This is a genomic window from Streptomyces sp. 11-1-2 (genome assembly GCF_003595545.1).
In the GTDB taxonomy this organism is placed as follows: Bacteria; Actinomycetota; Actinomycetes; order Streptomycetales; family Streptomycetaceae; genus Streptomyces; species Streptomyces hygroscopicus_B.
On the sequence record NZ_CP022545.1, the window covers coordinates 2834460 to 2860042 of the forward strand.

Genomic DNA, 25583 nt, shown 5'->3' on the forward strand with positions numbered 1-25583 from the left:
CCTGAACATTACGCCTGATGGCGTGCTCTGAAACCGGGTTCGACGGCACGGTTGCGATCATTTTCCGCGCAGGGTTCATCCGGTGTTGGGGGAACGGTCGGCCGGACGACGGGGTGTGGCCGGTCCAGGAGGAACCGCTGGGCGGCCAGCAGCACCGCCAGCGCGGCCACTCCACCGGCCGCGGGCACCGCGAATCCGGGGGCCACTCCGCCGAGCTGGACCGTGGGCCCCGCCACGGCGGTGCCGACCGCGTTGCCCACCACGAACGTGGTCACCAGCCAGGAGAACGCCTCGGTGACCGTGCCGGTGGGCGCGTGGCGGTCCACGACGACGAACGCGCAGGCCAGCGCCGGGGCCAGGAACACCCCAGCCACCCCGGCGAGGACGGTCATCATGACGACGCCAGGCACCAGCATCAGCGGCAGATAGCCGAGCGCCAGCGCGGCCACCAGCAGTCGCAGCCGCCGTTCGGGCGCGCCGGGCCAGGTGCGGCCGCCGTAGACGATGCCGCCGGCCAGCGCGCCCACGCCGAGGGCGGAGAGCAGCGCGCTGGAGACCGCGCCGCCGCCGTGCTCGTCGGCGTACGCCACGGCGGCCACCGCGATCGCGCCGAGGGCGAGCCCGATGAAGAAGAACGAGCCGAGCAGCACCAGCAGCCCGGGCGAGCGCAGCGCGCCCAGCCAGTGCGCCTCGCGCGGCGCCGAGCGCCACTGCCGCGACGGCCGCGAGACCACGACCCAGAGCGCGCCCGCGACCCCGATGGCGTTGATGACCAGCAGTGCGGCCGCCTCGGACCACACGGCCACGCTCAGGGTGACCAGCAGCGGGCCGACGGCGAACATCACCTCCTGGGCCACGGCGTCCAGCGCGTACGCCGCGTGCACCTGGTCCTCGCGCCGCAGCACCGAGGGCCACAGCGCCCGCAGCCCGCCCTCCAGCGGCGGGGTGAACAGCCCGGCGATCAGCATCGCGGCGTACGCCACGGGCAGCGGGTCGAGCCCGACGACGGCGAACAGGACCGTCCCGAGCGCGGAGGCCACGGCGGCGGGCAGCATCACCCAGGGCTGGCCGAAGCGGTCCACGGCCCGGCCCAGCAGCGGCTGGCCCACCGCGTTGGCCGCGCCGTAGACGGCCGACAGCCCCCCGGCGAGGGCGTAGCTGCCGCCCTCGGCGCGGGAGAAGAGCAGCACGGCCAGGGCGGCGGTGGCGTTCGGAAGCCGTCCCAGCAGCGTGCCGATGAGCAGCCGTGCCGCGTGCGGGGTGCGCAGCAGTTCCCCGTAACCAGCCGCCATTGCCTGCCCCTTCCTTGCCAGGTCCGCTTCAGGTTCTGCTTCAGGTCCTGCGGGTTCCTGTGGGTTGTCGCGAGTGCGTCGCGGGTGCGTCGCGGGTCGTGTGTGACGTTGTACGTATAACTGCCAGCGTCATACGTACCATGGCCGCCACCGCGGGTCCACTCGCGGGCCGAAATGAGCAGCCGGCGGCGAGACGCGTGGCGGCGGAGGGAGCGGAGGCGATGGTGGCGAGCGCGGACCGCGCCCACGCGGCGGACGGGGCCGCCGGGAAAGGTTCCCGGGGAACCGGCCGGACGGGTGAGTCCGCGCGGCGCGAGGGCCCGGGCGGGGGCGGGACTGCCGCTCGCCCGGCGGACACGTCGGCCGCCGGCCCGGGGGCCGGGGCTGCCGCTGGTCCGGGCGGCCCGGCGGCCGCGGGGCGGCCGGTCGCGGGACGGGCGACGAGCCGGGATGTGGCGCGCCTGGCGGGCGTGTCCCAGGCGACCGTGTCCCTGGTGCTCGGCGAGAAGTGGCCCGGACGGGTCTCCGAGCGCACCGTGGAGGCCGTACGGGCCGCCGCGCGCGATCTCGGCTACCGCCCCAACCTCGCGGCCCGCAGCCTCCGCCTGGGCCGCACCAGGACCGTGCTCATGGTGGTGCCCGCCCTGACGACCGAGTTCTTCGCCCGTGTCTACACCGGCGCCGAGCGGGTCGCCGCCGACCATGGCTTCGGGATGGTGCTCTATCCGTCCCCCGAGGGCGTGGGCCCGGCCCGGGACCCGTTCGACTCGGCGCGCGCCTCGCTCGACGGGGTGATCGCCTCCTCCATGGCGGCCGACGCGCTGGCCGCGGTGCGCGGCGGCGGACTGCCGCTGGTGATGCTCGACAGCGACCCGGACGACGCGGCCGCGGCGGCCACCGTCAACCTCGACATCGCGGACGGGGCGCGGCAGGCGGCGGGGCATCTGCTGGCGCTCGGGCACCGCCGGGTGGCCCATCTCGCGGCGGCGGTGGACTCCTGGACCTTCCAAGTCCGTGCCCGGGCCCTGGCGGAGGCGATGGACGAGGTCCCGGGCACCGCGTTGGGCACCGAACCGGCGGGGTTGACCGTCGAGGAGGGCCGCCGGGCCGCCGAACGCGTCCTGACCCGCCCCGGGCCCCGGCCGACCGCGCTCGTCTGCGACGACGACATCCTGGCCGCGGGCGCCTGCAAGGCGGCCCGGCGGCTGGGGCTGCGGATCCCGGACGACATCTCGGTGACCGGCTTCGACGATCTGGCGCTGGCCACGGCGGTGGAACCGGAGCTGACGACGGTGCGGCTCCCGGCGGAGGCGGTGGGTGCGGCCGGTATGCGAGCCCTGATGACGCTCATGGACGGCGAGACGCCCCGGGACACGGTGCTGCCCGTAGAGCTGATCCCCCGCGGCTCCACGGCCCCTCCCCCACGGTCCTGACCCGCCTCGGGGCTACCGCTCCGGTCGTTGCGCGGCCTGGGTGCGGGGGCCGTGTGGGCTCGTCGCCGCACAACGTCGCCGCCGCCCGGGGTGGGCCCGGGGCGGCGGCGACGGAGAAACGAACGGCAGCGGCTGGGTCAGTCCTCGGACTCCGGGGTGGACTCCTCGGCCCCGCCGGATTCGGCCGACTCCTCAGAGTCCGCCGCTCCCTCTCCCGACTCCAGGAGCCGGGAGAGCTGGCCGCCCAGGACACGCTTGAACTTGCGCTTCTGGGGGCGGTTGCGGTCCAGGACCGCGACCTCGAGCTGCTCGGCGGTGAGGCTGCGCTCCCCGCCGTTGTTGTCGCGGGAGAGCGAGTCGACGGCCAGCTTGAGGGCCTCGGCCAGGGTCATGCCGTCCCGGTGGCGCTGGTCGAGATAGGTGCTGATCTGGTCGGCGTTGCCACCGACGGCGACCGAGCCGTGCTCGTCCACGATGGAGCCGTCGTGCGGGAGGCGGTAGATTTGGTCGTCCTCGGGGCCCTCCCCGACCTCGGCGACGATCAGCTCGACCTCGTACGGCTTCTCAGCGGCACTGGAGAAGATCGTGCCCAGGGTCTGGGCGTAGACATTCGCCAGCCCGCGGGCCGTGACATCCTCACGGTCATAGGTATAGCCACGCAGATCGGCGTAACGGACACCGCCGATGCGCAGATTCTCGAATTCGTTGTACTTACCGACCGCCGCGAAGGCGATCCGGTCATAGATCTCGCTGACCTTGTGCAGCGCGCGGGACGGGTTCTCCGCAACGAAGACGATGCCGTCGGCGTACTGCAGCACGACCACGCTGCGGCCGCGAGCGATGCCCTTACGGGCGTATTCGGCGCGGTCGGCCATGGCCTGCTGAGGAGAAACATAGAACGGCGTCGTCACCGGCTGTCCGTCCCTTCTGTCAATGGCGAATGCATTCCGGCTGGACCGTCCTCTCAGAGAAGGGCGGCGCGGGGGCCGTCCGGCTCTTCGAGGCGCCGTTCATGGATGGCATGGGCGAGCTCGGACACCTCGTCCTCGCTGAACCTCTTGAAACCGTCCTCGGTGAGGGAGGTGATGATCGGGTAAATACGGCGGGCGAGATCCGGCCCTCCGGTGGCCGAATCGTCGTCGGCGGCGTCATAGAGCGCCTGGAGCACGGCGGTGGCGGCCTGCTCCTCGGTCAGGTCCTGGCGATAGAGCTTCTTGAGCGCGCCCCGGGCGAACATCGAGCCCGAGCCGGTGGCGGCGAAGCCGCGCTCCTCCGAACGCCCGCCGGTCACGTCGTAGGAGAAGATGCGGCCCTTCTCCCGGTCGACGTCCCACCCCGCGAAGAGCGGGACCACGGCAAGGCCCTGCATCGCCATGCCGAGGTTGCCGCGGATCATGGTCGAGAGCCTGTTCGCCTTGCCCTCGAGCGAGAGAACGGTGCCCTCGACCTTCTCGAAGTGCTCCAGCTCGAGCTGGAAGAGCTTGACCATCTCCACGGCGATACCGGCGGTCCCCGCGATCCCGACGGCCGAATACTCGTCGGCGGGGAAGACCTTCTCGATGTCACGCTGCGCGATGACATTACCCATGGTGGCGCGGCGGTCACCGGCGAGCACCACACCGCCGGGGAAGCTCACCGCCACGATGGTGGTGCCGTGGGGGGCCTCGATGGCGCCCTGTACCGGGGGCAGCGGACGGTTCCCCGGAAGCAGCTCGGGCGAGTGCTCGCCCAGGAAGTCCATGAACGACGAGGAGCCGGGCGTCAGGAAGGCAGCCGGCAGACGCCCTGTGCTACGAGTGTTGGCTTCCACACGTTTCCTTCCACCAGATCTTGAAATACTGCACGGACCATACCCCTGGCCATGGAAGTCATCCGTCCTGCGCCCCCTTCGCGGGGACGCAGGACGGAGAGGACGCGCTTTACTGCCCGCCCTTCTGGACGAACGACCTCACGAAGTCCTCCGCGTTCTCCTCGAGCACGTCGTCGATCTCGTCCAGCACGGAGTCGACGTCGTCGGAGAGCTTCTCCTGCCGCTCCTTCAGGTCGTCCGCGGCCTGCGCGTCCTGCGCCTGCTCCTCGACCTCTTCGGTCGAGCGCGACGCCTTCTGCTGACCGCCGCCGGTGTCCTTGGTCGCCATGTCCCTCACCCCGCTCGGTTCGCCCGCTGATTCGATCGGTCTCAAGATCAGACCCTACAAGCCGGGTCCGACATCGGCCTCCCACTCGCTACAACGTACGGAGGCCACCTCGATGATTCCCGGCTGGGGGGCATTTCAGCCGCCGGACAGCACCCGGACCAGGTCCTCGGCCGTGCGGCAGCGGTCCAGCAGCTCCTTGACGTGGTTGCGGGTGCCGCGCAGCGGCTCCAGCGTGGGGACCCGTTGCAGAGAGTCACGACCCGGCAGATCGAAGATGACCGAGTCCCAGGAGGCCGCGGCGACGTCGTCCGCGTACTGCTCCAGGCAGCGGCCGCGGAAGTAGGCGCGGGTGTCCTCCGGGGGCTTGTTCTGGGCGCGGGCGACCTCCTGGTCGTCCAGCAGCCGCTTCATCTTGCCGCGCGCCGCCAGCCGGTTGTACAGGCCCTTGTCGGGGCGTACGTCGGCGTACTGCAGGTCCACCAGATGCAGCCGGGCCGCGTCCCACTCCAGGGTGTCGCGGCGGCGGTAGCCCTCCAGCAGCTCCCGCTTGGCGATCCAGTCCAGCTCGCCGGACAGGCTCATGGGATCGCGCTCCAGCCGGTTCAGCACGTCCTCCCAGCGGGTCAGGACGTCCCGGGTCTGCTCGTCGGCGTCCGCTCCGTAGCGGTCCTCGACGTATTTGCGGGCGAGCTCGAAGTACTCCATCTGGAGCTGCACCGCGGTCAGTGTGCGGCCGCTGCGCAGCGTGATCAGACGGCGCAGTGTCGGGTCGTGCGAGACCTGGTGCAGGGTGCGCACCGGCTGGTCCACCGCGAGGTCCACGGCGATGAAGCCGTCCTCGATCATCGACAGCACCAGGGCGGTGGTGCCCAGCTTGAGGTAGGTCGAGAGCTCGGAGAGGTTGGCGTCCCCGATGATCACGTGGAGCCGGCGGTACTTCTCGGCATCGGCGTGCGGCTCGTCGCGGGTGTTGATGATCGGGCGCTTGAGCGTGGTCTCCAGGCCGACCTCGACCTCGAAGTAGTCGGCCCGCTGGCTGATCTGGAAGCCGTGCTCATGGCCGTCCTGGCCGATGCCGACGCGGCCGGCGCCGGTGACGACCTGGCGGGAGACGAAGAAGGGCGTCAGGTGGCGCACGATGTCCGAGAAGGCGGTCTCCCGCTTCATCAGGTAGTTCTCATGCGTGCCGTAGGAGGCGCCCTTGTTGTCGGTGTTGTTCTTGTAGAGGTGGATCGACTGTCCGCCGGGCAGCTCGGCGGCGCGGAGGGCGGCCTCGGCCATGATGCGCTCGCCCGCCTTGTCCCAGAGCACCGCGTCCCGGGGGTTGGTGACCTCGGGGGCGGAGTACTCGGGGTGGGCGTGGTCCACATAGAGCCGTGCGCCGTTGGTGAGGATCACATTGGCCAGGCCGATGTCCTCGTCCGTGAGCTGGCTGGAGTCTGCGGTTTCGCGCGCGAGGTCGAAGCCGCGGGCGTCCCGCAGCGGGTTCTCCTCCTCGAAGTCCCAGCGGGCGCGACGCGCCCGGTGCATCGCCGCCGCGTAGGCGTTGACCACCTGGGATGAGGTGAGCATGGCATTGGCGTTCGGGTGCCCGGGGACGGAGATCCCGTACTCCGTCTCGATACCCATTACGCGCCGTACGGTCATGCGGCCCTCCTTGCCCGGCGCCGCCCCCGGCTGAGGTCGGCGCTCAAGTACCGCTGCGCTCCCGGTCCATATGCGGCCCCCGATCCCCCGTGCCGCGATCGTGCGGTACCGAAGAGCCTAGAACGGCCAAGCGGTGCTGCGGAGATCATTTCAGTCATTGCTCCGGTCGGGCTCGTAGGACTCATACGAAGAATGCGGTCCGAAAAGCGCATCCGGCTGCGGATGCCCCGTCCAGGACATCCGCAGCCGGACTGCGGTGTTACAGGTACTGACCGGTGTTCGCCACCGTGTCGATGGAGCGTCCCGTGTCCGCGCCCTGCTTTCCGGTGACCAGGGTGCGGATGTAGACGATCCGCTCGCCCTTCTTGCCGGAGATCCGGGCCCAGTCGTCCGGGTTCGTGGTGTTCGGCAGGTCCTCGTTCTCCTTGAACTCGTCCACGCAGGCGGCGAGCAGATGGGAGACGCGAAGGCCCTTCTGGTTGTGGTCCAGGAAGTCCTTGATCGCCATCTTCTTGGCCCGGTCCACAATGTTCTGGATCATGGCGCCGGAGTTGAAGTCCTTGAAGTAGAGGACTTCCTTGTCGCCATTGGCGTAGGTGACTTCCAGGAAGCGGTTTTCCTCGGACTCGGTGTACATCTGCTCGACCACCGACTGGATCATTCCGCCGATCGCGGCCTTGGGCGACTGGCCGTGCTCGGTGAGGTCGTCCGTGTGAATCGGCAGGGACTCCGTGAGGTACTTCGAGAAGATGTCCTTGGCGGCCTCGGCGTCCGGACGCTCGATCTTGATCTTCACATCGAGGCGGCCGGGGCGCAGGATCGCCGGGTCGATCATGTCCTCTCGGTTGGAGGCACCGATCACGATCACGTTCTCCAGGCCCTCCACGCCGTCGATCTCGGAGAGCAGCTGGGGGACGATGGTGTTCTCCACGTCCGAGCTGACCCCGGAGCCACGGGTGCGGAAGAGGGAGTCCATCTCGTCGAAGAAGACGATGACGGGCGTGCCCTCGCTGGCCTTCTCCCGAGCCCGCTGGAAGACCAGCCGGATGTGCCGCTCCGTCTCACCGACGTACTTGTTGAGCAGCTCGGGACCCTTGATGTTGAGGAAGAAGCTCTTCCCCGCGGGCTTGCCGGTTACCTCGGCGACCTTCTTGGCAAGGGAGTTGGCCACGGCCTTGGCGATCAGCGTCTTGCCGCAGCCGGGCGGACCGTACAGCAGCACACCCTTCGGCGGCCGCAGTTCGTGCTCCTTGAAGAGGTCGGGGTAGAGGTACGGGAGCTCGACCGCGTCGCGGATCAGCTCGATCTGGTTTCCCAGACCGCCGATCTTGGTGTAGTCGATGTCCGGAACCTCTTCGAGGACGAGCTCCTCGACCTCGCTCTTCGGAACGACTTCGTAGACATAGCCGGACCGGGACTCGAGCAGCAGGGCGTCACCGGGGCGGATGGTGGTGTGCAGCAGCGGCTCTGCCAGCCGCACCACCCGCTCCTCGTCGGTGTGCCCGATCACCAGGGCGCGCTCGCCGTCCTCAAGGACTTCCTTGAGGGTGACGATGTCCCCGGCGCGCTCGAACTCCATGGCCTCGACCACATTGAGCGCCTCGTTGAGCATGACCTCCTGGCCGCGCTTGAGGTCGTCGAGCTCGACGCTTGGGCTGACATTCACCCGGAGTTTACGGCCCCCGGTGAAGATGTCGGCCGTACCGTCTTCGTTCGCCTGCAGAAAGGCTCCGAAACCGGCCGGCGGCTGGGCAAGCCGGTCGACCTCCTCCTTGAGGGCCACGATCTGGTCGCGGGCCTCACGGAGTGTGTTCGCGAGCCGCTCGTTCTGTGCGGAGACTCCCGCCAGATTGGTCTGCAGCTCGACGATCCGCTCTTCGAGAATCCTCGTATGACGCGGAGAGTCGGCGAGCTTGCGGCGCAGGACGGCGATTTCCTGCTCGAGATAGGCAACCTGGCCGGCAGGGTCATCAGACCCCCGCCCCGGCCGGATGCCGCGGTTGATGTCGTCGTCGTGGGCTGCCACGGTCCTCACCTCCTCCAAGGGGAGCTGGACGCTTCCTGACCCTACCTGGGCCGGTGCGGGTTGAAACCCCTAGATCACAAACCCGGTCGGCGTGTGTCCGATCTTCACCCTTGCGCACTCCCTCACACCAGCCGAATACCCACCCAACAACATCGGAAAGCGACCGGTTGTATCGTCGACACGGTCAACACCCGTCAGGGCTGGCGATATTTAGACACTGTTGAATGGCGTATCGAAGGAACAGCAGGGGGCACACCGTGCGAAACGAGGAGCTCGGCGATCTTGAAGTGTGGATTGACCAGGACCTGTGCACCGGCGACGGCATCTGCGCCCAGTACGCTCCCGAGGTCTTCGAACTCGACATCGACGGTCTAGCCTACGTCAAGAGCGCCGACGATGAGCTGCTACAGGAGAAGGGTGCCACCACTCCGGTCCCCCTGACCCTGCTCACCGAGGTCAAGGATTCCGCCAAGGAGTGCCCCGGCGACTGCATCCATGTACGCCGCGTCACGGACCGGATCGAGGTCTACGGCCCCGACGCGGAGTGACACTCCGCGAGCGACCGCTCACACACTCCCCGGAACCGGCAGCGCCTTCAGGACGAACCTGCCCTCCCGCCACCGCCAGTTGACCTTGCGCTGCTGATCCGGGCAGCACCGCGGCACCTTGGCCGACGAGTATCCGAGCAAGGTGGCCGAAACCGTCTTTCCGCGCACCGCGAAATCGGTGACGCTCATCCCTTCCTTCGGGTCCACGAACGTGGCCACCACGCGGGGCGCGGCTCCCGCACGGGCCGGCTGGGAGAGCACGTACACGCCACTGGGCGGGGTGCCGAACGCCGTCGCGCAGCGCACCACGACGGCGGTCTCCGGCCGCCCGTCGCCGTCCAGGTCCGCCGAGGCCCGGTCGATGACGTCGGGCCTGGCCCGTCCGCAGTCCATCGGATAGTCCGCGGCGCGGGGATCGGGGGCCTTGGCCGCCGGAAGCCCCCCGGCACGCGGGGCGGAGGCGGCGGTGGACGTGGTGGCCTTGGCGTCGGAGGGCTGGAAGAACGACCCCCCGGCGATGACGGCGGCCACGGCGGCCGCGGTCGCGACCCAGTGCACCGGACGGGGATGGGTGTGCGCGAGATCCGGGCCCAGAGGCTGCACGCGGGATGACTCCATGTAAGGGCTGAGGCGGGAGATGTCCCGCATCGTGCCACATCTCACAGGGGCGCGGCCACCGCCCGCACACGGGGAATTCGGTGGCCGCGCCGAGCCGTTGTGGCGCCGGTGTCCGTCAGGCGGCCGTCAGGCGTCGCCGGACGGGGTGTCCTGGCCGCCGGATGCGCTCCGGCCGCCTCCTGAGGCGTCCGCGGCGCCGGTGTCCTTCGCGGTGCCCCAGCCCACGTAGTCCTCGCCGTAGGCGCCCTTGGCGGGCCTGCGGCGGCGCATCGGGGGCTCCACACCGTCCGCGAGCCGGCGGGCGGTGAGCAGGAAGCCGGTGTGGCCGATCATGCGGTGGTCGGGCCGTACGGCCAGGCCCTCGACATGCCAGGTGCGGACCATGGTCTCCCAGGCCGACGGCTCGTTGAAGGTGCCGTGCTCGCGGATGCACTCCACGGTGCGGGCGAGCTGGGTGGTGGTGGCGACGTACGCGCACAGGATGCCGCCGGGGACGAGCGCCTTGGACACCGGCTCCAGGCACTCCCAGGGGGCGAGCATGTCCAGGATCACGCGGTCCACCTCGGTGTCGCTGAGGTTGTCCTGGAGGTCGCCGACGGTGAGCCGCCAGGCGGGGTGCGGGGCGCCGAAGTAGCGCTCGACGTTCTGGGCGGCGATCTCGGCGAAGTCGGCCCGGCGCTCGTAGGAGTGCAGCATGCCCTGGTCGCCGATGGCCCGCAGCAGAAACATGGAGAGCGAGCCGGAGCCGACGCCCGCCTCGACGACACGTGCGCCGGGGAAGATGTCGGCCATCGCCAGGATCTGCCCCGCGTCCTTGGGGTAGACCACGGCGGCACCGCGTGGCATGGACAGGACATAGTCGGGGAGCAGGGGGCGCAGCGCGAGATACGCGACGTTTCCCGTGGTACGCACGACGGTTCCCTCAGGGGCACCGATCAGCTCGTCATGGGGGAAGGATCCCTTGTGGGTGTGGAAGTTCTTCCCGGCCTCGAGCGTGAAGGTGTAGTGGCGTCCCTTGGGGTCGGTGAGCTGGACCTGGTCCCCGACCTGGAAGGGCCCGCGACGGCGGGCGGCACCGGTCGGTTCGGACATGTGAACAGCCTACCGGGCACTTCACCCTGCCCGGACCACACCGGGGGCCTCAGGAGGGGCCCGCGGGTGTCCTGGCCATGGCCGCCACGAAGGCGCGCTCGACATCGGCCGTGGAGAGCACTCCGTAGATCTGGCCGCTCTCCTCCACCACCAGGTACTCGGTGGCGGGGGTGGCCCGCAGGGTGTCCAGCAGCTCCTCGCCGGTGAGCTCGGCGGAGACCCGCATACCGTCCTTGAGATCCTGGGCGAGACCGCTGACCGCGACCCAGGGGCGGCGGTGCTCGGGGATCCCCACGATGGCGGCCTCGCGCACCACGGCGGTGGGGGTGCCGTGGCCGTCCACCACGACCAGGGCACGGGCCCCGGCCTCGTTCGCCCGCCGCAGCGCCTCGGAGAGCGGGGTGTCGGCCGCCACGGGGACGGCTCGCCGGGTGAGCGTACGGGCGCGCAGGTCCGGCAGCCGCTCCCGCAGCCGGGCCATGCGCAGGCTGTTGCCCGCGCCGGTCCAGATGATCGCGGCGAGTATGGCGGCCAGCAGCGCGTCGGTGAGCGAGTCGACGCTGCCGAAGCTCTCGGGCTCGTCGCCGAGCCCGCCCGCCTGGGTGAGCAGCGGCAGCCCGACGAGCACCGCGACGGCCAGCGCACGGCCGCTCCAGGCGGCGGCGACGGTGCCGGTCATGGGCCTGCCGCTGATCTTCCAGACGACGGCGCGCAGCATCCGGCCGCCGTCCAGCGGCAGCCCGGGCAGCAGGTTGAACGCGGCCACGATCAGGTTGGAGATCATCAGCCCGGCGAGCAGCACCCCGGGCACCGTGCCGGGCTCCACGACCAGCATGCCCAGGTAGAACACGCCCGAGAGAACCAGGGAGAGCAGCGGGCCGACGAAGGCGAGCACGAACTCCCGGCCGGGGGTCTCGGTCTCCTTCTCGATCTCCGAGACACCGCCGAAGAACTGGAGCTGGATCCGGCGCACCGGCAGCTTGAAGCGGAGCGCGGCCACGGTGTGGGCGAGCTCGTGCACCAGCACCGAGGCGTAGAAGGCCACCGCGAAGAAGAGCGAGACCAGATAGCGGGCGGCGCCGAGCTCGGGCAGCACCCGGTCGAGCTGACCGCCGAAGACCCAGGTGATGAGGGCGGCGACCAGGAACCAGCTGGGCGATACGTACACGGGCACGCCGAACGGGCGGCCCATGAGAATGCCGCCGCCCGGCTCGCGTGGGCGCGGCTGTTTGCCACCCTCGGGCTCGGTCGTGCGGTCCGATTCCCCGTTGTCGGACTGCCGCTGCCCGCTGTTGTCCACGGTGTCCCCTCGTCGGATGCTCGGTCGCACCCCTCTTTTGATACGGTCCCCACGATCATGCAGTGCGAGGGGCTCGGACGTCGATGGTATGCGTCCGGCTGTCAGTGGCGGGTCGTAGGGTCTTCGCCATGGGAACCACCACGGGAACCACCACCGGGAAGGCCGAACCGTCGGACGGACCGCCGAGGTCCGGTCCAGCCGCCTCGTTGTCACCGTCGCGGGCGGCCGATTTCATGCGGTGCCCGTTGCTGTACCGCTTCCGAGTGATCGACAAATTGCCGGAGAAGCCCAGCGCGGCGGCCACCCGCGGCACGGTGGTCCACGCGGTGCTGGAGCGGCTCTTCGACGCCCCGGCCGCCGAGCGCACCTCGCCGCGGGCCCGGGCGTTGGTGCCGGGCGAGTGGGATCGGCTGCTGGCGGCCAAGCCGGAGCTGGCGGAGCTGTTCCAGGAGGAGGACGGCGCCCCGGCGCCGGACCGGCTGGCCGAATGGCTGACGGGGGCTCAGACGCTCGTGGACCAGTGGTTCTCGCTGGAGGACCCGACGCGTCTGGAGCCCGCGGAGCGGGAGCTGTTCGTCGAGACGGAGCTCGAATCCGGGCTGCGGCTGCGCGGAATCATCGACCGGATCGACATCGCTCCCACGGGTGATGTGCGGATCGTGGACTACAAGACGGGCAAGGCCCCCGCGCCGCAGTACGCGGGCGAGGCCCTCTTCCAGATGAAGTTCTACGCGCTGGTGCTGTGGCGGCTGCGCGGGGTGATCCCGCGGCGGCTGCAGCTGGTCTATCTGGGCAGCGGCGATGTGCGGACGTACGACCCGGACGAGCGGGATCTGCGGGCGGTGGAGCGCAAGGTGCTGGCCCTGTGGGAGGCGATCCGGCTGGCCACGGAGACCGGTGCGTTCGTACCCCGCCAGACCAGGCTGTGCGGCTGGTGCGACCACCAGGCGCACTGTCCCGAGTTCGGGGGTACGCCGCCGCCGTATCCCCTGGCGGTCGTGCCTCTCCAGAATCGAGGGTCCGCGTAGCGCCCCCTGAGGGTGGTGGTGGGTGACGGGCAAGAAGAAGGTGCCGCGTAGCGCCCCCTGAGGGTGGTGGTGGGTGACGGGCGGGCAGAATGGACGCGGTCTAGCGAAGGAGTTCCCGTGGCGATCCGCGTCCTACTGGTCGATGACCAACCGCTGCTGCGCACCGGCTTCCGGATGATCCTCGAGGCGGAGCAGGATCTGGCGGTCGTCGGCGAGGCAGGGGACGGTCTGCAGGCCCTCGATCAGGTGCGGGCGCTGCAGCCCGATGTGGTCCTGATGGACATCCGGATGCCGCGGATGGACGGTGTGGAGGCGACCCGCCAGATCACCGGTCCGGGGCGGGACGGCCCGGCCAAGGTGCTGGTGCTGACCACCTTCGACCTGGACGAGTACGTGGTGGAGGCGCTGCGCGCCGGGGCCAGCGGCTTTCTGCTGAAGGACGCGCCCGCCACCGAGCTGGTGCAGGCCATCCGCGTGGTGGCGGCGGGCGAGGCGATGCTGGCGCCCAGCATCACCCGCAGGCTGCTCGACAAGTACGCCGGGCATCTCCCGTCGGGCGAGGAGCCGGTGCCGGACACCCTGCACACCCTGACCGAGCGCGAGGTCGAGGTGCTGAAGCTGGTGGCCCGGGGGCTGTCCAACGCGGAGATCGCCGCGGATCTGTTCGTCAGCGAGACCACGGTCAAGACGCATGTGGGCCATGTGCTGACCAAGCTGGGGCTGCGCGACCGGGTGCAGGCCGCCGTGTACGCCTACGAGAGCGGCCTGGTCCGCCCCGGCGCGCAGTAGCGGCACCGGGACGGTGGCGGTACGGCAGGAGGCCCGGGGCGCGCCCCGGGCCTCCTGCCGTACCGCCGTAAGGCCGCCCGTCCCCGTCAGCCGTCGGACGACTTGCCGATCTCCCAGAAGCGGAAGACCGTCGAGGAGTCGAGGGTCCACTGCAGCCCGGAGATGTCGTCCTGGGCCACCGCGTACTGCTTGCCCTGCCACAGCGGGAGCATCGGCACCTCGTCGGCGATGATGTCCTGGATCCGCTGGAAGTCGCCGACCGTGGCCTCGCGGCTGGGCTGCTCGGCGGTGGCGGGGATGAGCTGCGCGGACAGCCGCGGCGAGGTGTAGTGGTTGGCCAGGACGTTGCCGGCGCCGAAGAACGGGGCGACGAAGTTGTCCGGGTCCGGGTAGTCGGGCACCCAGCCCTTCACATAGACGCCGTACTTCCCGCCGGCGACGCCCTTCTCGTACGCGGCGACGTCCGCGCTCTTCACATCGACGTCGAACAGCCCGCTGGCGTTGAGCTGCTCGGCGATCTGGCGCAGGCCCGGGAGGGTGCCGGGGCCGTAGCGGATCGGGGTGCCCCACAGCGTCAGCTTGACCTTGCCGGAGATGCCCTCGCCCCGCAGCGCCTGCTTGGCCTTCTCGGGCTGCGGGCGGTCGCCGTACTTGTCGTAGAAGGCGGTGTTGTGGCCGGTGATCCCGGCCGGGACCACCGAGTACAGCGGTTCGGCGGTGCGCTTGTAGACGTCCCGCACCAGGGTGGAGCGGTCGATGAGGTACGCCATGGCCTTGCGCACGCCGAGCTTGCCCGCCACCGGGTCCTTCATGTTGAAGACCAGGTGCTGGACCTCGGCGCCGGTGCCCTCGACCACGTTCAGGCTCTTGCCGCCGCCGAGGCTCTGCGCCTGGAGGTCGGCGAGGTCCCGCATGGCCAGCCCGCGGTAGGCGAGGTCCACATCGCCCTTCTGCACGGCGGACTTCAGCCGGGCCTGCCCGCCGTGGAAGAACTTCAGGTTCAGCCCGGAGTTCTTCGGCCGGGCGGGCCCCTGGTAGCCGCCGTTGACGGAGAAGTCGGCCTCGTCCTTGGTGAAGGAGTCCAGCTTGTAGACGCCGGAGCCGACCGCCATGTGGTCCGTGCGCAGCTTGTCGGCGGGGTATTCCCGGTGGTCGACGATGGATCCGGCGCCGGAGGCGATCTTCTGCGGGAAGGTCGCGTCGGAGTTCTTCAGATGGAAGACGACGGTCCGCTTGTCCGGGGTGTCGATGCTCCCGATGGAGGTGAGCATCAGCGCCGGACCGTTCGCGTCATTGATCCGCTTGGTGCGCTCGAAGGAGAACTTGACGTCCTCGGAGGTGAGCGGATGGCCGTTGGAGAACGTCAGGTCGTTCTGCAGCGTGCAGGAGTAGACCCGGCTGGCGTTGTCCTTGAAGGAGCACTTCTCCGCCGCCTCCGGCTGCGGTGTGGTGCTGCCCTTCGGGAAGCTCAGCAGGGACTGGAAGACGTTGTTGAACAGCAGCCAGGAGCCCGGGTCGTAGCCGGATGCCGGGTCGGTGGCGAGCACCTCGTCCGACATCCCCATGACCACGTGCTCGCCGCTGCCCGCCGCGTCCCCGTCCTCACTGCCGCATCCGGTGAGCAGGGCGGCGGCCAGTCCCGCGCCGAGCGGAGCTGCCAGCCACTGATCACGTTTCCTCAACGGTCTTCCTCACACATTCGTCGTTCCGTGCCTGACCCCCGTGGGACGTTCTCAGTCGCCCTTGCCGAGCTCCCACAGCTGGAGCATGGTCGAGGAGTCGAAGGCGTACTCGGCGCCGATGACGCCCTCGCGGGCGGCCACATAGGTGTTGCCCTGCCACAGCGGGAGATAGGGCACGTCGCTGGCGACGGCGTTCTGGATCGACTGGAAGTCCTTGTCGGCGAGGCTGCGCTGGGCCTCCTGCCGGGTCTTGGGGATCAGCTCGTCCTGGATGGTGCTGTTGCGGTAGGGCGAGTTGAGGAAGTTGTCCGTGGTGAGGAACGGCGCGGTGTAGCTGTCGGGGTCCGGGAAGTCGGGCAGCCAGCCCATCCCGGAGGCGGAGAACTGGCGCTTGACGAGCGCGGGACGGAAGTCCCGCCACGGGTAGCCCTTGATCGTGACGGAGAAGAGGCCGCTGCGGTTGAGCTGCTTCTTCAGCTCCTTGAACTCCGCGGCCGTCTCCGGACCGTAGTGGTCGGTGGTGTAGGTCAGCGTCAGCTTCACCGGGGTGTTGATACCGGCGTCGCGCAGCACGCTCTTGGCGACCGCGGGGTCCGGGTCGCCGTACTCGTTGTGGAACGAGTTGATATGCGAGGAGATGCTGGTGGGGATCATCGAGTAGAGCGGCTCGGCGGTCCGCTTGTACACATCGCGCACCAGCGCCTGGCGGTCCACGAGATGGGCGATGGCCTGCCGGACCGCCTTGTTCTTGACCGCCGGGTCCGAGGTGTTGAAGACCAGATAGCGGATGCCCTGCCCGGAGGACTCGAAGAGGCGCACGCCCTTGACGTCGCCCTTGTTGAGCTTGTCGATCTGCTCGGGCGAGAAGCCGCGGTGGACCACGTCGATGTCGCCCTTGACCAGCGCCTTCTCCATGGTCGAGGCGGAGTCGTAGAAACGCATCTCCGCCTTGTCGGCCTTGAGCTGGACATCGCCCTTGTAGTGGGAGTTCTTGGTGAAGACGACCTTGACCAGCCGGTTGTTGCGCACCTCGGTCTTCGCGGAGTACGGGCCCGAGCCCGTCATCTCGAAGCCATTGCGCAGCGCGTCGGGCTTGTAGACCTCGCTGTCCAGGATCGCGGCGGCCGGAGTGGTGAGCTTCGACGGGAAGGTCGCGTCCGACTGCGAGAGGTGGATGACGATCTCGCGGTCGCTGGGGGTTTCGATCTTGTCCACGTTGGACAGCAGCGACTTGGTGCCGTTGGGGTCGTCGATGCGCAGCACGCGCTCGAGGGAGAACTTGACGTCCTCGGAGGTCAGGTCGTGACCGTTGGAGAACTTCAGCCCGCTGCGCAGCGTGCAGCGGTACTGCTCGCTCTGCCGGTCCTGGAAGCCGCACTTCTCGGCGGCGTCGGGTATCGGCTCGGTTCCGGAGCGGGGCAGTCTCATCAGCGTCTGGAAGGCGTTGTGCAGCACGCTCCAGGAGGCGAAGTCGTAGGCCAGGGCCGGGTCCAGCGGAGCGGGCGCGGCCTTCGACGCCTCTATGCGGTCCGTGCTGCCCAGGACGATCGCCTCACCGTCCGAGCCCGAGCCGTCGGTACCACCGCACGCGGCGAGCGTGGAGATCAGGAGGCCGGCCACAGCCGGCAGCACCAGCGACTTGCGCGTCATTGTCGGGAGTCTCCCTGCCATCGATCAACTACTCGCGACGAGATTAGTCCGCGGCGCCGACCATGCTCAGACACAACGAAGTTGAGGCGATATCACGCCCCGATAACGAGCGGCCATCGACCGATATCCGGACGCTGCCACGATTCGTACGGCATGCCACCAATCCGGACACATGGGTTCACCCAAATCGCATCAGACAGGACGCGCGGCAGGCCACCGCCCCATCCGCTCACCGCATGTGCAGTGATAAACATCACGCCCCCTTGTCGCCAACGGAACGTGAAAAGTGCGCCCGCGCTATTCAGTTTGCAATTTACAGAAATACGCTCGGTGCGCGTTCAGTGCATTGCGGTGACCAGAGTACGCAGAAATGAAAGATCGACTTCTTCGAGCGAACCGACGACCGTACGCCCCGCGGCGGGCTCGATCGGCACCACGGACGGCACCGCGACCACCCGGCACCCGGCCGCCTCCGCGGCCCGTACGCCCGTGTCGGTGTCCTCGATGACCACGCACCGCCCCGGCTCGGCGGCCAGTCCGGCCGCGGCGAACAGATACGGGTCCGGATGCGGCTTGGTCCGCTCGACCTCGTCGCCCGCGACCGTCAGGGTGAAGTGCTCCGGGCCGAGCGAGCGCAGGACCCGGTCCATCACCCGCCGGTGGGAGGCGGAGACCAGGGCGGTGGGGATGGACTGCGCGGCCAGCTCGGTGAGCAGCCGGCGGGCGCCGGGCAGCATCGGCACACTGCCGTCGATCAGCTCGGTGAAGCGGCTGTTGAGCAGGCCGGTGAGCTCGGCGAGGGCGATCTCGGCGCCGGTGGCCTCGATCAGGAACTGGGCGCTGCGCGACATCGGGCCGCCGACGACGACCTGGCGGTACTCCTCGGCGAGAGCGTGACCGAGCTCGGCGAAGATGGCGACCTCCGCGTCCCACCAGATGCCCTCGGTGTCGACCAGGGTGCCGTCCATGTCGAGCAGAACGGCTTGCAGTGCCGAGCCTTCGGCCGTACGGGTATCGACGGCCGGGATGCTGCTGGTCATCCAAACACCTCCGGATAAGGGGCACGAAGGCCGGCCCCCTTCCACTGACGGGAAGGCGACCGGCCTCTACCGGATCGACCAGTCTACGTCGCGCCGCGCCGACGCGCCTCGTGAGTACCGTAAGGCGGTCACGAACAGCCGCCGGAGGACTACCGCGCGTTGAAGTACTTGGCCTCCGGGTGGTGGATCACGATGGCGTCCGTGGACTGCTCGGGGTGGAGCTGGAACTCCTCCGAGAGCTTCACCCCGATCCGCTCGGGCCGCAGCAGATCGGCGATCTTCGCGCGGTCCTCCAGGTCGGGGCAGGCGCCGTAACCCAGCGAGAAGCGCGCGCCGCGGTACTTCAGCGCGAACATGTCCTCCATCTCGCTCGGGTCCTCACCGGCGAAGCCCAGCTCGCCACGGACCCGGGCGTGCCAGTACTCGGCCAGCGCCTCCGCCAGCTGGACGGACAGGCCGTGCAGCTCCAGATAGTCGCGGTAGGAGTCGGCGGCGAACAGCTCGGCGGTGGCCTCGCCGATCTTCGAGCCGACGGTCACCACCTGCAGCCCGACGACATCGGTCTCACCGGACTCCTCGGGCCGGAAGAAGTCGGCCAGGCACAGCCGGCGGCCGCGGCGCTGGCGCGGGAAGGTGAAGCGGGTCCGCTCGCTGCCGTCCTCGTTCAGCAGGACCAGGTCGTCGCCCTTGGAGACGCACGGGAAGTAGCCGTAGACGACGGCCGCCTCCAGCAGGTTCCCGGTGTGCAGCCGGTCCAGCCAGCCGCGCAGCCGGGGCCGCCCCTCGCTCTCCACCAGCTCCTCGTAGCCGGGCCCCTCGCCGGTGCGGGCCTGCTTGAGCCCCCACTGGCCCTTGAACAGCGCGCCCTCATCCAGCCAGGAGGCGTAGTCGGCCTGCTGGATGCCCTTGACGACGCGGGTGCCCCAGAAGGGCGGGGTGGGGAGGGGGTTGTCGGTGGACACGTCCGAGCGCGCCGGGCCCTCGTCCGGCTCCGGCTCCCGCACCTGGGCGGCGCGCTGGGGGACGCGGCGCTGCCGGAGCTCGGGGAGCGCGGCGCCGGGCACACCGCGCTTGACGGCGATCAGGGCGTCCATGAGCCGCAGGCCCTCGAAGGCGTCGCGGGCGTAGCGCACCTCGCCCTCGTAGATCTCGTGCAGATCCTGCTCGACGTACGCGCGGGTGAGGGCGGCGCCGCCGAGGATGACGGGGAACTGGGCGGCCAGCTTGCGCTGGTTGAGCTCCTCCAGGTTCTCCTTCATGATCACCGTGGACTTCACCAGCAGCCCGGACATGCCGATCACATCGGCGCGGTGCTCCTCGGCGGCCTCCAGGATCGCGGAGACCGGCTGCTTGATGCCCAGGTTGACCACGTTGTAGCCGTTGTTGGACAGGATGATGTCCACGAGGTTCTTACCGATGTCATGGACGTCGCCGCGGACGGTGGCGAGCACGATGGTGCCCTTGCCCTCGTCGTCCGACTTCTCCATATGCGGCTCCAGATGCGCCACCGCGGTCTTCATGACCTCGGCGGACTGGAGCACGAATGGAAGCTGCATCTGGCCGGAGCCGAAGAGCTCGCCGACCACCTTCATGCCGTCCAGCAGCGTCTCGTTGACGATCTCCAGGGCGGGGCGCCCCTGGAGCGCCTCGTCGAGGTCGGCCTCCAGGCCGTTGCGCTCACCGTCGATGATGCGCCGCTTGAGGCGCTCGTCCAGGGGCAGCGCGGCCAGCTCCTCGGCCTTGCCGGCCTTGAGGGACTTGGCGGTGGCGCCCTCGAAGAGCCCCATCAGCTTCTGCAGCGGGTCGTAGCCCTCGGCGCGGCGGTCGTAGATCAGGTCCAGGGCGGTCTTGACCTGCTCCTCCTCGAACCGCGCGATCGGAAGGATCTTGGAGGCGTGCACGATCGCCGAGTCCAGGCCCGCCTTGACGCATTCGTCGAGGAAGACGGAGTTGAGCACGATCCGGGCGGCCGGGTTCAGGCCGAAGGAGATGTTCGACAGGCCCAGCGTGGTCTGGACGTCCGGGTGGCGCCGCTTGAGCTCGCGGATCGCCTCGATGGTGGCGATGCCGTCCTTACGGGACTCCTCCTGGCCGGTGCAGATGGTGAAGGTCAGGGTGTCGATGAGGATGTCCGACTCGTGGATGCCCCAGTTGCCGGTCAGGTCGGCGATCAGCCGCTCGGCGATCTCCACCTTGTGCTCCGGCGTGCGGGCCTGGCCCTCCTCGTCGATGGTCAGCGCGATCAGGGCGGCGCCGTGCTCCTGGGCGAGCCGGGTGACCTTGGCGAACCGCGACTCGGGGCCGTCCCCGTCCTCGTAGTTGACGGAGTTGATGACCGCGCGCCCGCCGAGCTTCTCCAGCCCGGCCCGGATGACGTCGACCTCGGTGGAGTCCAGGACGATGGGCAGGGTGGAGGCGGTGGCGAACCGCCCGGCCAGCTCCTCCATGTCCGCGACGCCGTCCCGGCCGACGTAGTCCACACACAGGTCGAGCAGATGGGCGCCCTCGCGGATCTGCTCCCGGGCGATCTCCACACAGTCGTCCCAGCGGGCCTCCAGCATGGCCTCGCGGAACTTCTTGGAGCCGTTGGCGTTGGTGCGCTCGCCGATCGCCAGATACGAGGTGTCCTGGCGGAACGGCACGGTCTGGTAGAGCGAGGCGGCGCCGGGCTCCGGGCGCGGGGAGCGCTCGGTGGGGGCCAGACCGCGGACCCGCTCGACGACCTGGCGCAGATGCTCGGGCGTGGTGCCACAGCAGCCGCCGACCAGGGAGAGCCCGTACTCGCGGACGAAGGTCTCCTGGGCGTCGGCCAGCTCGCCGGGGGTCAGGGGGTAGTGGGCGCCGTCCTTGCCCAGCACCGGAAGGCCGGCGTTGGGCATGCAGGACAGCGGGATACGGGAGTGGCGGGCGAGATGGCGCAGATGCTCGCTCATCTCGGCGGGGCCGGTGGCGCAGTTGAGGCCGATCATGTCGATGCCGAGCGGCTCGAGGGCGGTGAGCGCCGCGCCGATCTCGGAGCCGAGCAGCATGGTGCCGGTGGTCTCGACGGTGACCGAGCAGATCAGGGGGAGGTTGGCACCGGTGGCGTCCAGGGCGCGGCGGGCGCCGAGGATCGCGGCCTTGGTCTGCAGCAGGTCCTGGGTGGTCTCCACCAGGAGGGCGTCCGCGCCACCGGCGATCATGCCTTCGGCATTGGCCTGGTAGGCGTCCCGGAGGGTGACATAGGGGGCGTGGCCGAGGGTGGGCAGCTTGGTGCCGGGGCCCATGGAGCCCAGCACCCAGCGCTGGCGTCCGTCGGCGGCGAACTCGTCGGCGACCTCACGGGCGATCCGGGCGCCGGCCTCGGAGAGCTCGTGGACGCGGTCGGGGATGTCGTACTCACCGAGCGCCGCGTGGTTGGCGCCGAAGGTGTTGGTCTCGACGCAGTCCACCCCGGCGGCGTAGTACTCCGCGTGGACCGAGCGGACGATGTCCGGGCGGGTGATGTTGAGGATCTCGTTGCAGCCCTCGAGCTGCTGGAAGTCGTCGAGACTGGGGTCCTGCGCCTGGAGCATCGTCCCCATCGCGCCGTCGGCGACCACCACGCGGGTGGCCAGTGCTTCGCGGAGCGCTTCGGCTCGGGCGGCGGATGTGGGCGATGGCGTATGCGAGGCCATGGATGTGCTCCCTGGAGTGCGACGGCTGTCGGCTTTGCGCCCTCCCCTGGGGACGGCGCACCACGCCAGCGTAGCTGCCAGTGGTCGTTTCACGATGGTCGTTCCATCACCCGGGATGGGAGGCGGCCTGCGGGCCCTTGATCGTCGACACATGGCCTTGCGGTACCGCGAGGTCGACATGGACCGATAGTGTTCAGCATTGTCGAACCGCAGTCAGGAGGTTGGCGATGGCCCGGAACATCCAGTCGTTGGAGCGCGCCGCCGCGATGCTACGCCTGCTCGCCGGTGGTGAGCGACGTCTGGGACTGTCCGACATCGCCTCCACCCTGGGGCTGGCCAAGGGCACCGCGCACGGCATATTGCGCACGCTGCAGCAGGAGGGCTTCGTCGAGCAGGACGAGGCGTCCGGCCGCTATCAGCTCGGCGCGGAGCTGCTGCGCCTGGGCAACAGCTATCTGGACGTGCACGAGCTGCGCGCCCGCGCCCTGGTGTGGACGGACGACCTGGCCCGCTCCAGCGGCGAGAGCGTGTACCTGGGCGTGGTGCACCAGCAGGGCGTGCTGATCGTCCACCATGTCTTCCGGCCGGACGACAGCCGCCAGGTGCTGGAGGTCGGCGCGATGCACCCGCTGCACTCCACGGCCCTGGGCAAGGTGCTCTCCGCGTACGACCCGGTCGCCCACAGCGAGGTGACCGAGGCCGACCGTAAGGCGTTCACCCCCCGCACGGTGACCGGGGAGCGGGAGTTCGAGGGCGTGCTGGACCTGATCCGGGCGCGCGGCTGGGGCTCCGATGTGGAGGAGACCTGGGAGGGCGTGGCGTCGGTCGCGGCGCCCATCCACGACCGGCGCCGGCTGCCCGTGGGCGCGGTGGGGATCACGGGCGCGGTCGAGCGGGTGTGCGACGACGGGGAGCTGCGCTCGGAGCTCGTGGCCGCCGTACGGGACTGCGCCCGCGCCGTCTCCCGGGACTTGGGCGCCCTCCGTTTCTGAATCGTGGCAACCCGCGCGGATCTGCCCCCATATCCCGGCATGACCTGCTTCATCACGGTTTCACATACCCGTGATTTTTCCTTCACACGACCCTTGACGGGGTCTTCGCCGTGAAGAAAACTGCCGTTCATCGGTCGGCATTGTCGAACACCTGACGACAATATTCGCTATGGTGGACTCGCCGCGGGCCGACCAACGCCCTCCCACGAGGGCGCGGACCACCGGAGAGAACCCGGGGGTTCGCCTTCCCCTGGACGAAGGACAAAGGAGTCGCGGGTGTCCAGCTCCGACATCTTCATCGGCGAGACCATCGGTACCGCCGTACTCATACTGCTCGGCTGCGGTGTCGTCGCCGGCGTGATCTTGAAGCGATCCAAGGCGTTCGAGGCGGGGTGGGTCGCCATCACCCTCGGGTGGGGCTTCGCCGTGCTCACCGGCGCGTATATCTCGGCGCCTCTCTCGGGGGCCCATCTCAACCCGGCGGTGACGCTCGGCCTCGCCATCAAGGGCGGCATCGAGTGGAGCGATGTGCCGGTCTACTTCCTCGGGCAGATGCTCGGCGCGGTGATCGGCGCGTCGCTGGTGTGGCTCGCCTACCTCGGCCACTTCCACGCCCATCTCACCGACCGCGAGATCGTCGGCGGCCCGGGCGCCCAGGACACGGTGGCGGCGGACAAGCAGCAGGCCGGCGACGCCGGCCCGGTGCTGGGTGTCTTCTCCACCGGCCCCGAGATCCGGAACGTCGCGCAGAACCTGGCCACCGAGATCATCGCCACGACCGTGCTGGTGCTCGCCATCCTCACCCAGGGGCTCAACGGCGACGGCAAGGGCCTGGGCGTCATCGGCGTCATGATCACCGCCTTCGTGGTGGTCGGCATCGGCCTCTCGCTCGGCGGCCCGACCGGTTACGCCATCAACCCGGCGCGTGACCTCGGCCCCCGTATCGCCCACGCCCTCCTGCCGCTGCCCAACAAGGGCGGCTCGGACTGGGGCTATGCCTGGATCCCGGTCGTCGGCCCGCTCATCGGCGGCGCCATCGCCGGCGGGATCTACGAGATCGCCTTCGCCTAGCCCACCCCACCACCCGCAGGAGAGCAGCAGATCATGACCGACACCCACACCACGAGCGCCTCGTCCCACGGCCAGGGCCCGTTCATCGCGGCCATCGACCAGGGCACCACCTCCAGCCGCTGCATCGTCTTCGACCGCGACGGCCGCATCGTCTCGGTGGACCAGAAGGAACACGAGCAGATCTTCCCCAAGCCCGGCTGGGTGGAGCACAACGCCACCGAGATCTGGGAGAACGTCAAGGAGGTCGTCGCCGGCGCCATCAGCAAGGCCGGCATCACCGCCATCGACGTCAAGGCGATCGGCATCACCAACCAGCGCGAGACCACCCTGCTGTGGGACCGCAAGACCGGTGAGCCGGTGCACAACGCCATCGTCTGGCAGGACACCCGCACCGACGCCCTCTGCCGCGAGCTCGGCCGCAACGTCGGCCAGGACCGCTTCCGCCGCGAGACCGGCCTTCCGCTGGCCTCCTACTTCGCCGGTCCCAAGATCCGCTGGCTGCTCGACAACGTCGAGGGGCTGCGGGAGCGGGCCGAGGCGGGCGACATCCTCTTCGGCACCATGGACTCCTGGGTCATCTGGAACCTGACCGGCGGCGTCAACGGCGGCGTGCACGTCACCGACGTCACCAACGCCTCGCGCACCCTCCTGATGAACCTCCACACCCTCGACTGGGACGAGAAGATCCTCACGTCGATCGACATCCCGGCCGCCCTGCTGCCGCGGATCCGCTCCTCCGCCGAGGTCTACGGCCACACGGCCGAGGGCATCCTGGCGGGCGTGCCGGTCGCCTCGGCGCTCGGCGACCAGCAGGCGGCCCTCTTCGGCCAGACCTGCTATGCCGAGGGCGAGGCCAAGTCGACCTACGGCACCGGCACCTTCCTGCTGATGAACACCGGCGAGAAGCCGGTCAACTCCTACAACGGGCTGCTGACCACCGTCGGCTACCGGATCGGCGACGAGAAGCCGGTCTACGCCCTGGAGGGCTCCATCGCGGTCACCGGTTCGCTGGTGCAGTGGATGCGGGACCAGATGGGCCTGATCAACAGCGCCGCCGAGATCGAGACCCTCGCCAGCTCCGTCGAGGACAACGGCGGCGCGTACTTCGTGCCCGCCTTCTCCGGCCTGTTCGCCCCGTACTGGCGGGACGACGCGCGCGGCGTGATCGCGGGCCTGACCCGCTATGTCACCAAGGCGCACATCGCACGCGCTGTGCTCGAGGCCACCGCCTGGCAGACCCGCGAGATCGTCGACGCGATGACCAAGGACTCCGGGGTCGAGCTCACCGCGCTCAAGGTCGACGGCGGCATGACCTCCAACAACCTTCTGATGCAGACCCTCTCGGACGCCCTGGACGCACCCGTGGTGCGCCCGATGGTCGCCGAGACCACCTGCCTCGGCGCGGCCTACGCCGCCGGTCTGGCCGTCGGCTTCTGGCCGGACACCGACGCCCTGCGCGCCAACTGGCGCCGGGCGGCCGAATGGACCCCCCGAATGGACGCGGACGTCCGCGACCGCGAGTACAAGAACTGGCTCAAGGCCGTGCAGCGGACCATGGGCTGGATCGAAGACGAGGAGTAA

General features: G+C 69.6%; 20 protein-coding genes. 7 read left to right on the forward strand and 13 right to left on the reverse strand.

What is annotated here, in order from left to right; genetic code table 11:
• Positions 1-8: 8 nt before the first annotated feature.
• Positions 9-1292 carry an MFS transporter gene (locus tag CGL27_RS11855; protein ID WP_119986472.1) on the reverse strand — a complete coding sequence of 428 codons (1284 nt, stop codon included), beginning with the start codon at positions 1290-1292 and terminating at the stop codon, positions 9-11.
• A 452-nt stretch (positions 1293-1744) separates the two neighbouring features.
• Here CGL27_RS11855 and CGL27_RS11860 point away from each other — a divergent pair, with 452 nt between their 5' ends.
• The gene (locus CGL27_RS11860) at positions 1745-2725 is read left to right on the forward strand and encodes a LacI family DNA-binding transcriptional regulator (protein WP_119986474.1); all 981 of its coding nucleotides are present in this window, start codon (positions 1745-1747) and stop codon (positions 2723-2725) included.
• A gap of 137 nt (positions 2726-2862) precedes the next feature.
• Here the strand turns inward: CGL27_RS11860 and prcA are convergent, their stop codons facing one another.
• The 5 genes from prcA to arc all read right to left on the reverse strand — a co-directional run bounded on the left by prcA (position 2863) and on the right by arc (position 8536).
• Positions 2863-3636, reverse strand: a complete 774-nt coding sequence (prcA, locus tag CGL27_RS11865; protein ID WP_078640501.1) for a proteasome subunit alpha — start codon at positions 3634-3636, stop codon at positions 2863-2865.
• Positions 3637-3689: 53 nt separating this feature from the next.
• Positions 3690-4535: a proteasome subunit beta gene (gene prcB, locus CGL27_RS11870; RefSeq protein WP_078640502.1), complete on the reverse strand. Its 846-nt coding sequence runs from the start codon at positions 4533-4535 to the stop codon at positions 3690-3692.
• A 109-nt stretch (positions 4536-4644) separates the two neighbouring features.
• Positions 4645-4863 carry a ubiquitin-like protein Pup gene (locus CGL27_RS11875; RefSeq protein ID WP_078640503.1) on the reverse strand — a complete coding sequence of 73 codons (219 nt, stop codon included), beginning with the start codon at positions 4861-4863 and terminating at the stop codon, positions 4645-4647.
• A 135-nt stretch (positions 4864-4998) separates the two neighbouring features.
• Positions 4999-6510 carry a depupylase/deamidase Dop gene (dop, locus tag CGL27_RS11880; protein WP_078640504.1) on the reverse strand — a complete coding sequence of 504 codons (1512 nt, stop codon included), beginning with the start codon at positions 6508-6510 and terminating at the stop codon, positions 4999-5001.
• A gap of 259 nt (positions 6511-6769) precedes the next feature.
• On the reverse strand, positions 6770-8536 hold the full coding sequence (gene arc, locus CGL27_RS11885) for a proteasome ATPase (protein WP_078640505.1): 1767 nt from the start codon (positions 8534-8536) through the stop codon (positions 6770-6772).
• 224 nt (positions 8537-8760) lie between these two features.
• Here arc and CGL27_RS11890 point away from each other — a divergent pair, with 224 nt between their 5' ends.
• On the forward strand, positions 8761-9084 hold the full coding sequence (locus CGL27_RS11890) for a ferredoxin (RefSeq protein WP_043236825.1): 324 nt from the start codon (positions 8761-8763) through the stop codon (positions 9082-9084).
• 18 nt (positions 9085-9102) lie between these two features.
• Here CGL27_RS11890 and CGL27_RS11895 read toward each other — a convergent pair whose 3' ends face one another.
• From CGL27_RS11895 to CGL27_RS11905, 3 genes are all read right to left on the reverse strand, one after another.
• The gene (locus CGL27_RS11895; protein ID WP_119994358.1) at positions 9103-9702 is read right to left on the reverse strand and encodes a hypothetical protein; all 600 of its coding nucleotides are present in this window, start codon (positions 9700-9702) and stop codon (positions 9103-9105) included.
• Between the two features lie 126 nt (positions 9703-9828).
• A complete protein-coding gene (locus CGL27_RS11900; protein WP_014059516.1) occupies positions 9829-10794 on the reverse strand; it encodes a tRNA (adenine-N1)-methyltransferase in 966 nt (321 codons plus the stop codon).
• A 49-nt stretch (positions 10795-10843) separates the two neighbouring features.
• The gene (locus CGL27_RS11905) at positions 10844-12094 is read right to left on the reverse strand and encodes a site-2 protease family protein (RefSeq protein ID WP_119986476.1); all 1251 of its coding nucleotides are present in this window, start codon (positions 12092-12094) and stop codon (positions 10844-10846) included.
• Between the two features lie 83 nt (positions 12095-12177).
• On the opposite strand from CGL27_RS11905, the gene CGL27_RS11910 reads away from it, so the two are divergent.
• Positions 12178-13122 (forward strand): RecB family exonuclease, encoded by a 945-nt coding sequence (locus CGL27_RS11910; protein ID WP_078640509.1) that lies wholly within the window; start codon positions 12178-12180, stop codon positions 13120-13122.
• 117 nt (positions 13123-13239) lie between these two features.
• Entirely contained in the window at positions 13240-13911 is a 672-nt protein-coding gene (locus CGL27_RS11915; protein ID WP_009719179.1) for a response regulator transcription factor, read from the forward strand.
• An 86-nt stretch (positions 13912-13997) separates the two neighbouring features.
• Here CGL27_RS11915 and CGL27_RS11920 read toward each other — a convergent pair whose 3' ends face one another.
• From CGL27_RS11920 to metH, 4 genes are all read right to left on the reverse strand, one after another.
• On the reverse strand, positions 13998-15593 hold the full coding sequence (locus tag CGL27_RS11920) for an ABC transporter substrate-binding protein (RefSeq protein WP_119986478.1): 1596 nt from the start codon (positions 15591-15593) through the stop codon (positions 13998-14000).
• 51 nt (positions 15594-15644) lie between these two features.
• Positions 15645-17243, reverse strand: coding sequence for an ABC transporter substrate-binding protein (locus tag CGL27_RS11925; protein ID WP_119986480.1), 1599 nt, complete (start codon positions 17241-17243; stop codon positions 15645-15647).
• 338 nt (positions 17244-17581) lie between these two features.
• Positions 17582-18283: an HAD family phosphatase gene (locus CGL27_RS11930; protein WP_078640512.1), complete on the reverse strand. Its 702-nt coding sequence runs from the start codon at positions 18281-18283 to the stop codon at positions 17582-17584.
• Between the two features lie 149 nt (positions 18284-18432).
• Positions 18433-21939 (reverse strand): methionine synthase, encoded by a 3507-nt coding sequence (metH, locus tag CGL27_RS11935; RefSeq protein ID WP_119986483.1) that lies wholly within the window; start codon positions 21937-21939, stop codon positions 18433-18435.
• Positions 21940-22166: 227 nt separating this feature from the next.
• On the opposite strand from metH, the gene CGL27_RS11940 reads away from it, so the two are divergent.
• From CGL27_RS11940 to glpK, 3 genes are all read left to right on the forward strand, one after another.
• Positions 22167-22931, forward strand: coding sequence for an IclR family transcriptional regulator (locus tag CGL27_RS11940; RefSeq protein WP_078640514.1), 765 nt, complete (start codon positions 22167-22169; stop codon positions 22929-22931).
• A gap of 276 nt (positions 22932-23207) precedes the next feature.
• The gene (locus CGL27_RS11945; protein ID WP_119986485.1) at positions 23208-24002 is read left to right on the forward strand and encodes an MIP/aquaporin family protein; all 795 of its coding nucleotides are present in this window, start codon (positions 23208-23210) and stop codon (positions 24000-24002) included.
• Positions 24003-24035: 33 nt separating this feature from the next.
• Positions 24036-25583 (forward strand): glycerol kinase GlpK, encoded by a 1548-nt coding sequence (gene glpK / locus CGL27_RS11950; RefSeq protein WP_119986487.1) that lies wholly within the window; start codon positions 24036-24038, stop codon positions 25581-25583.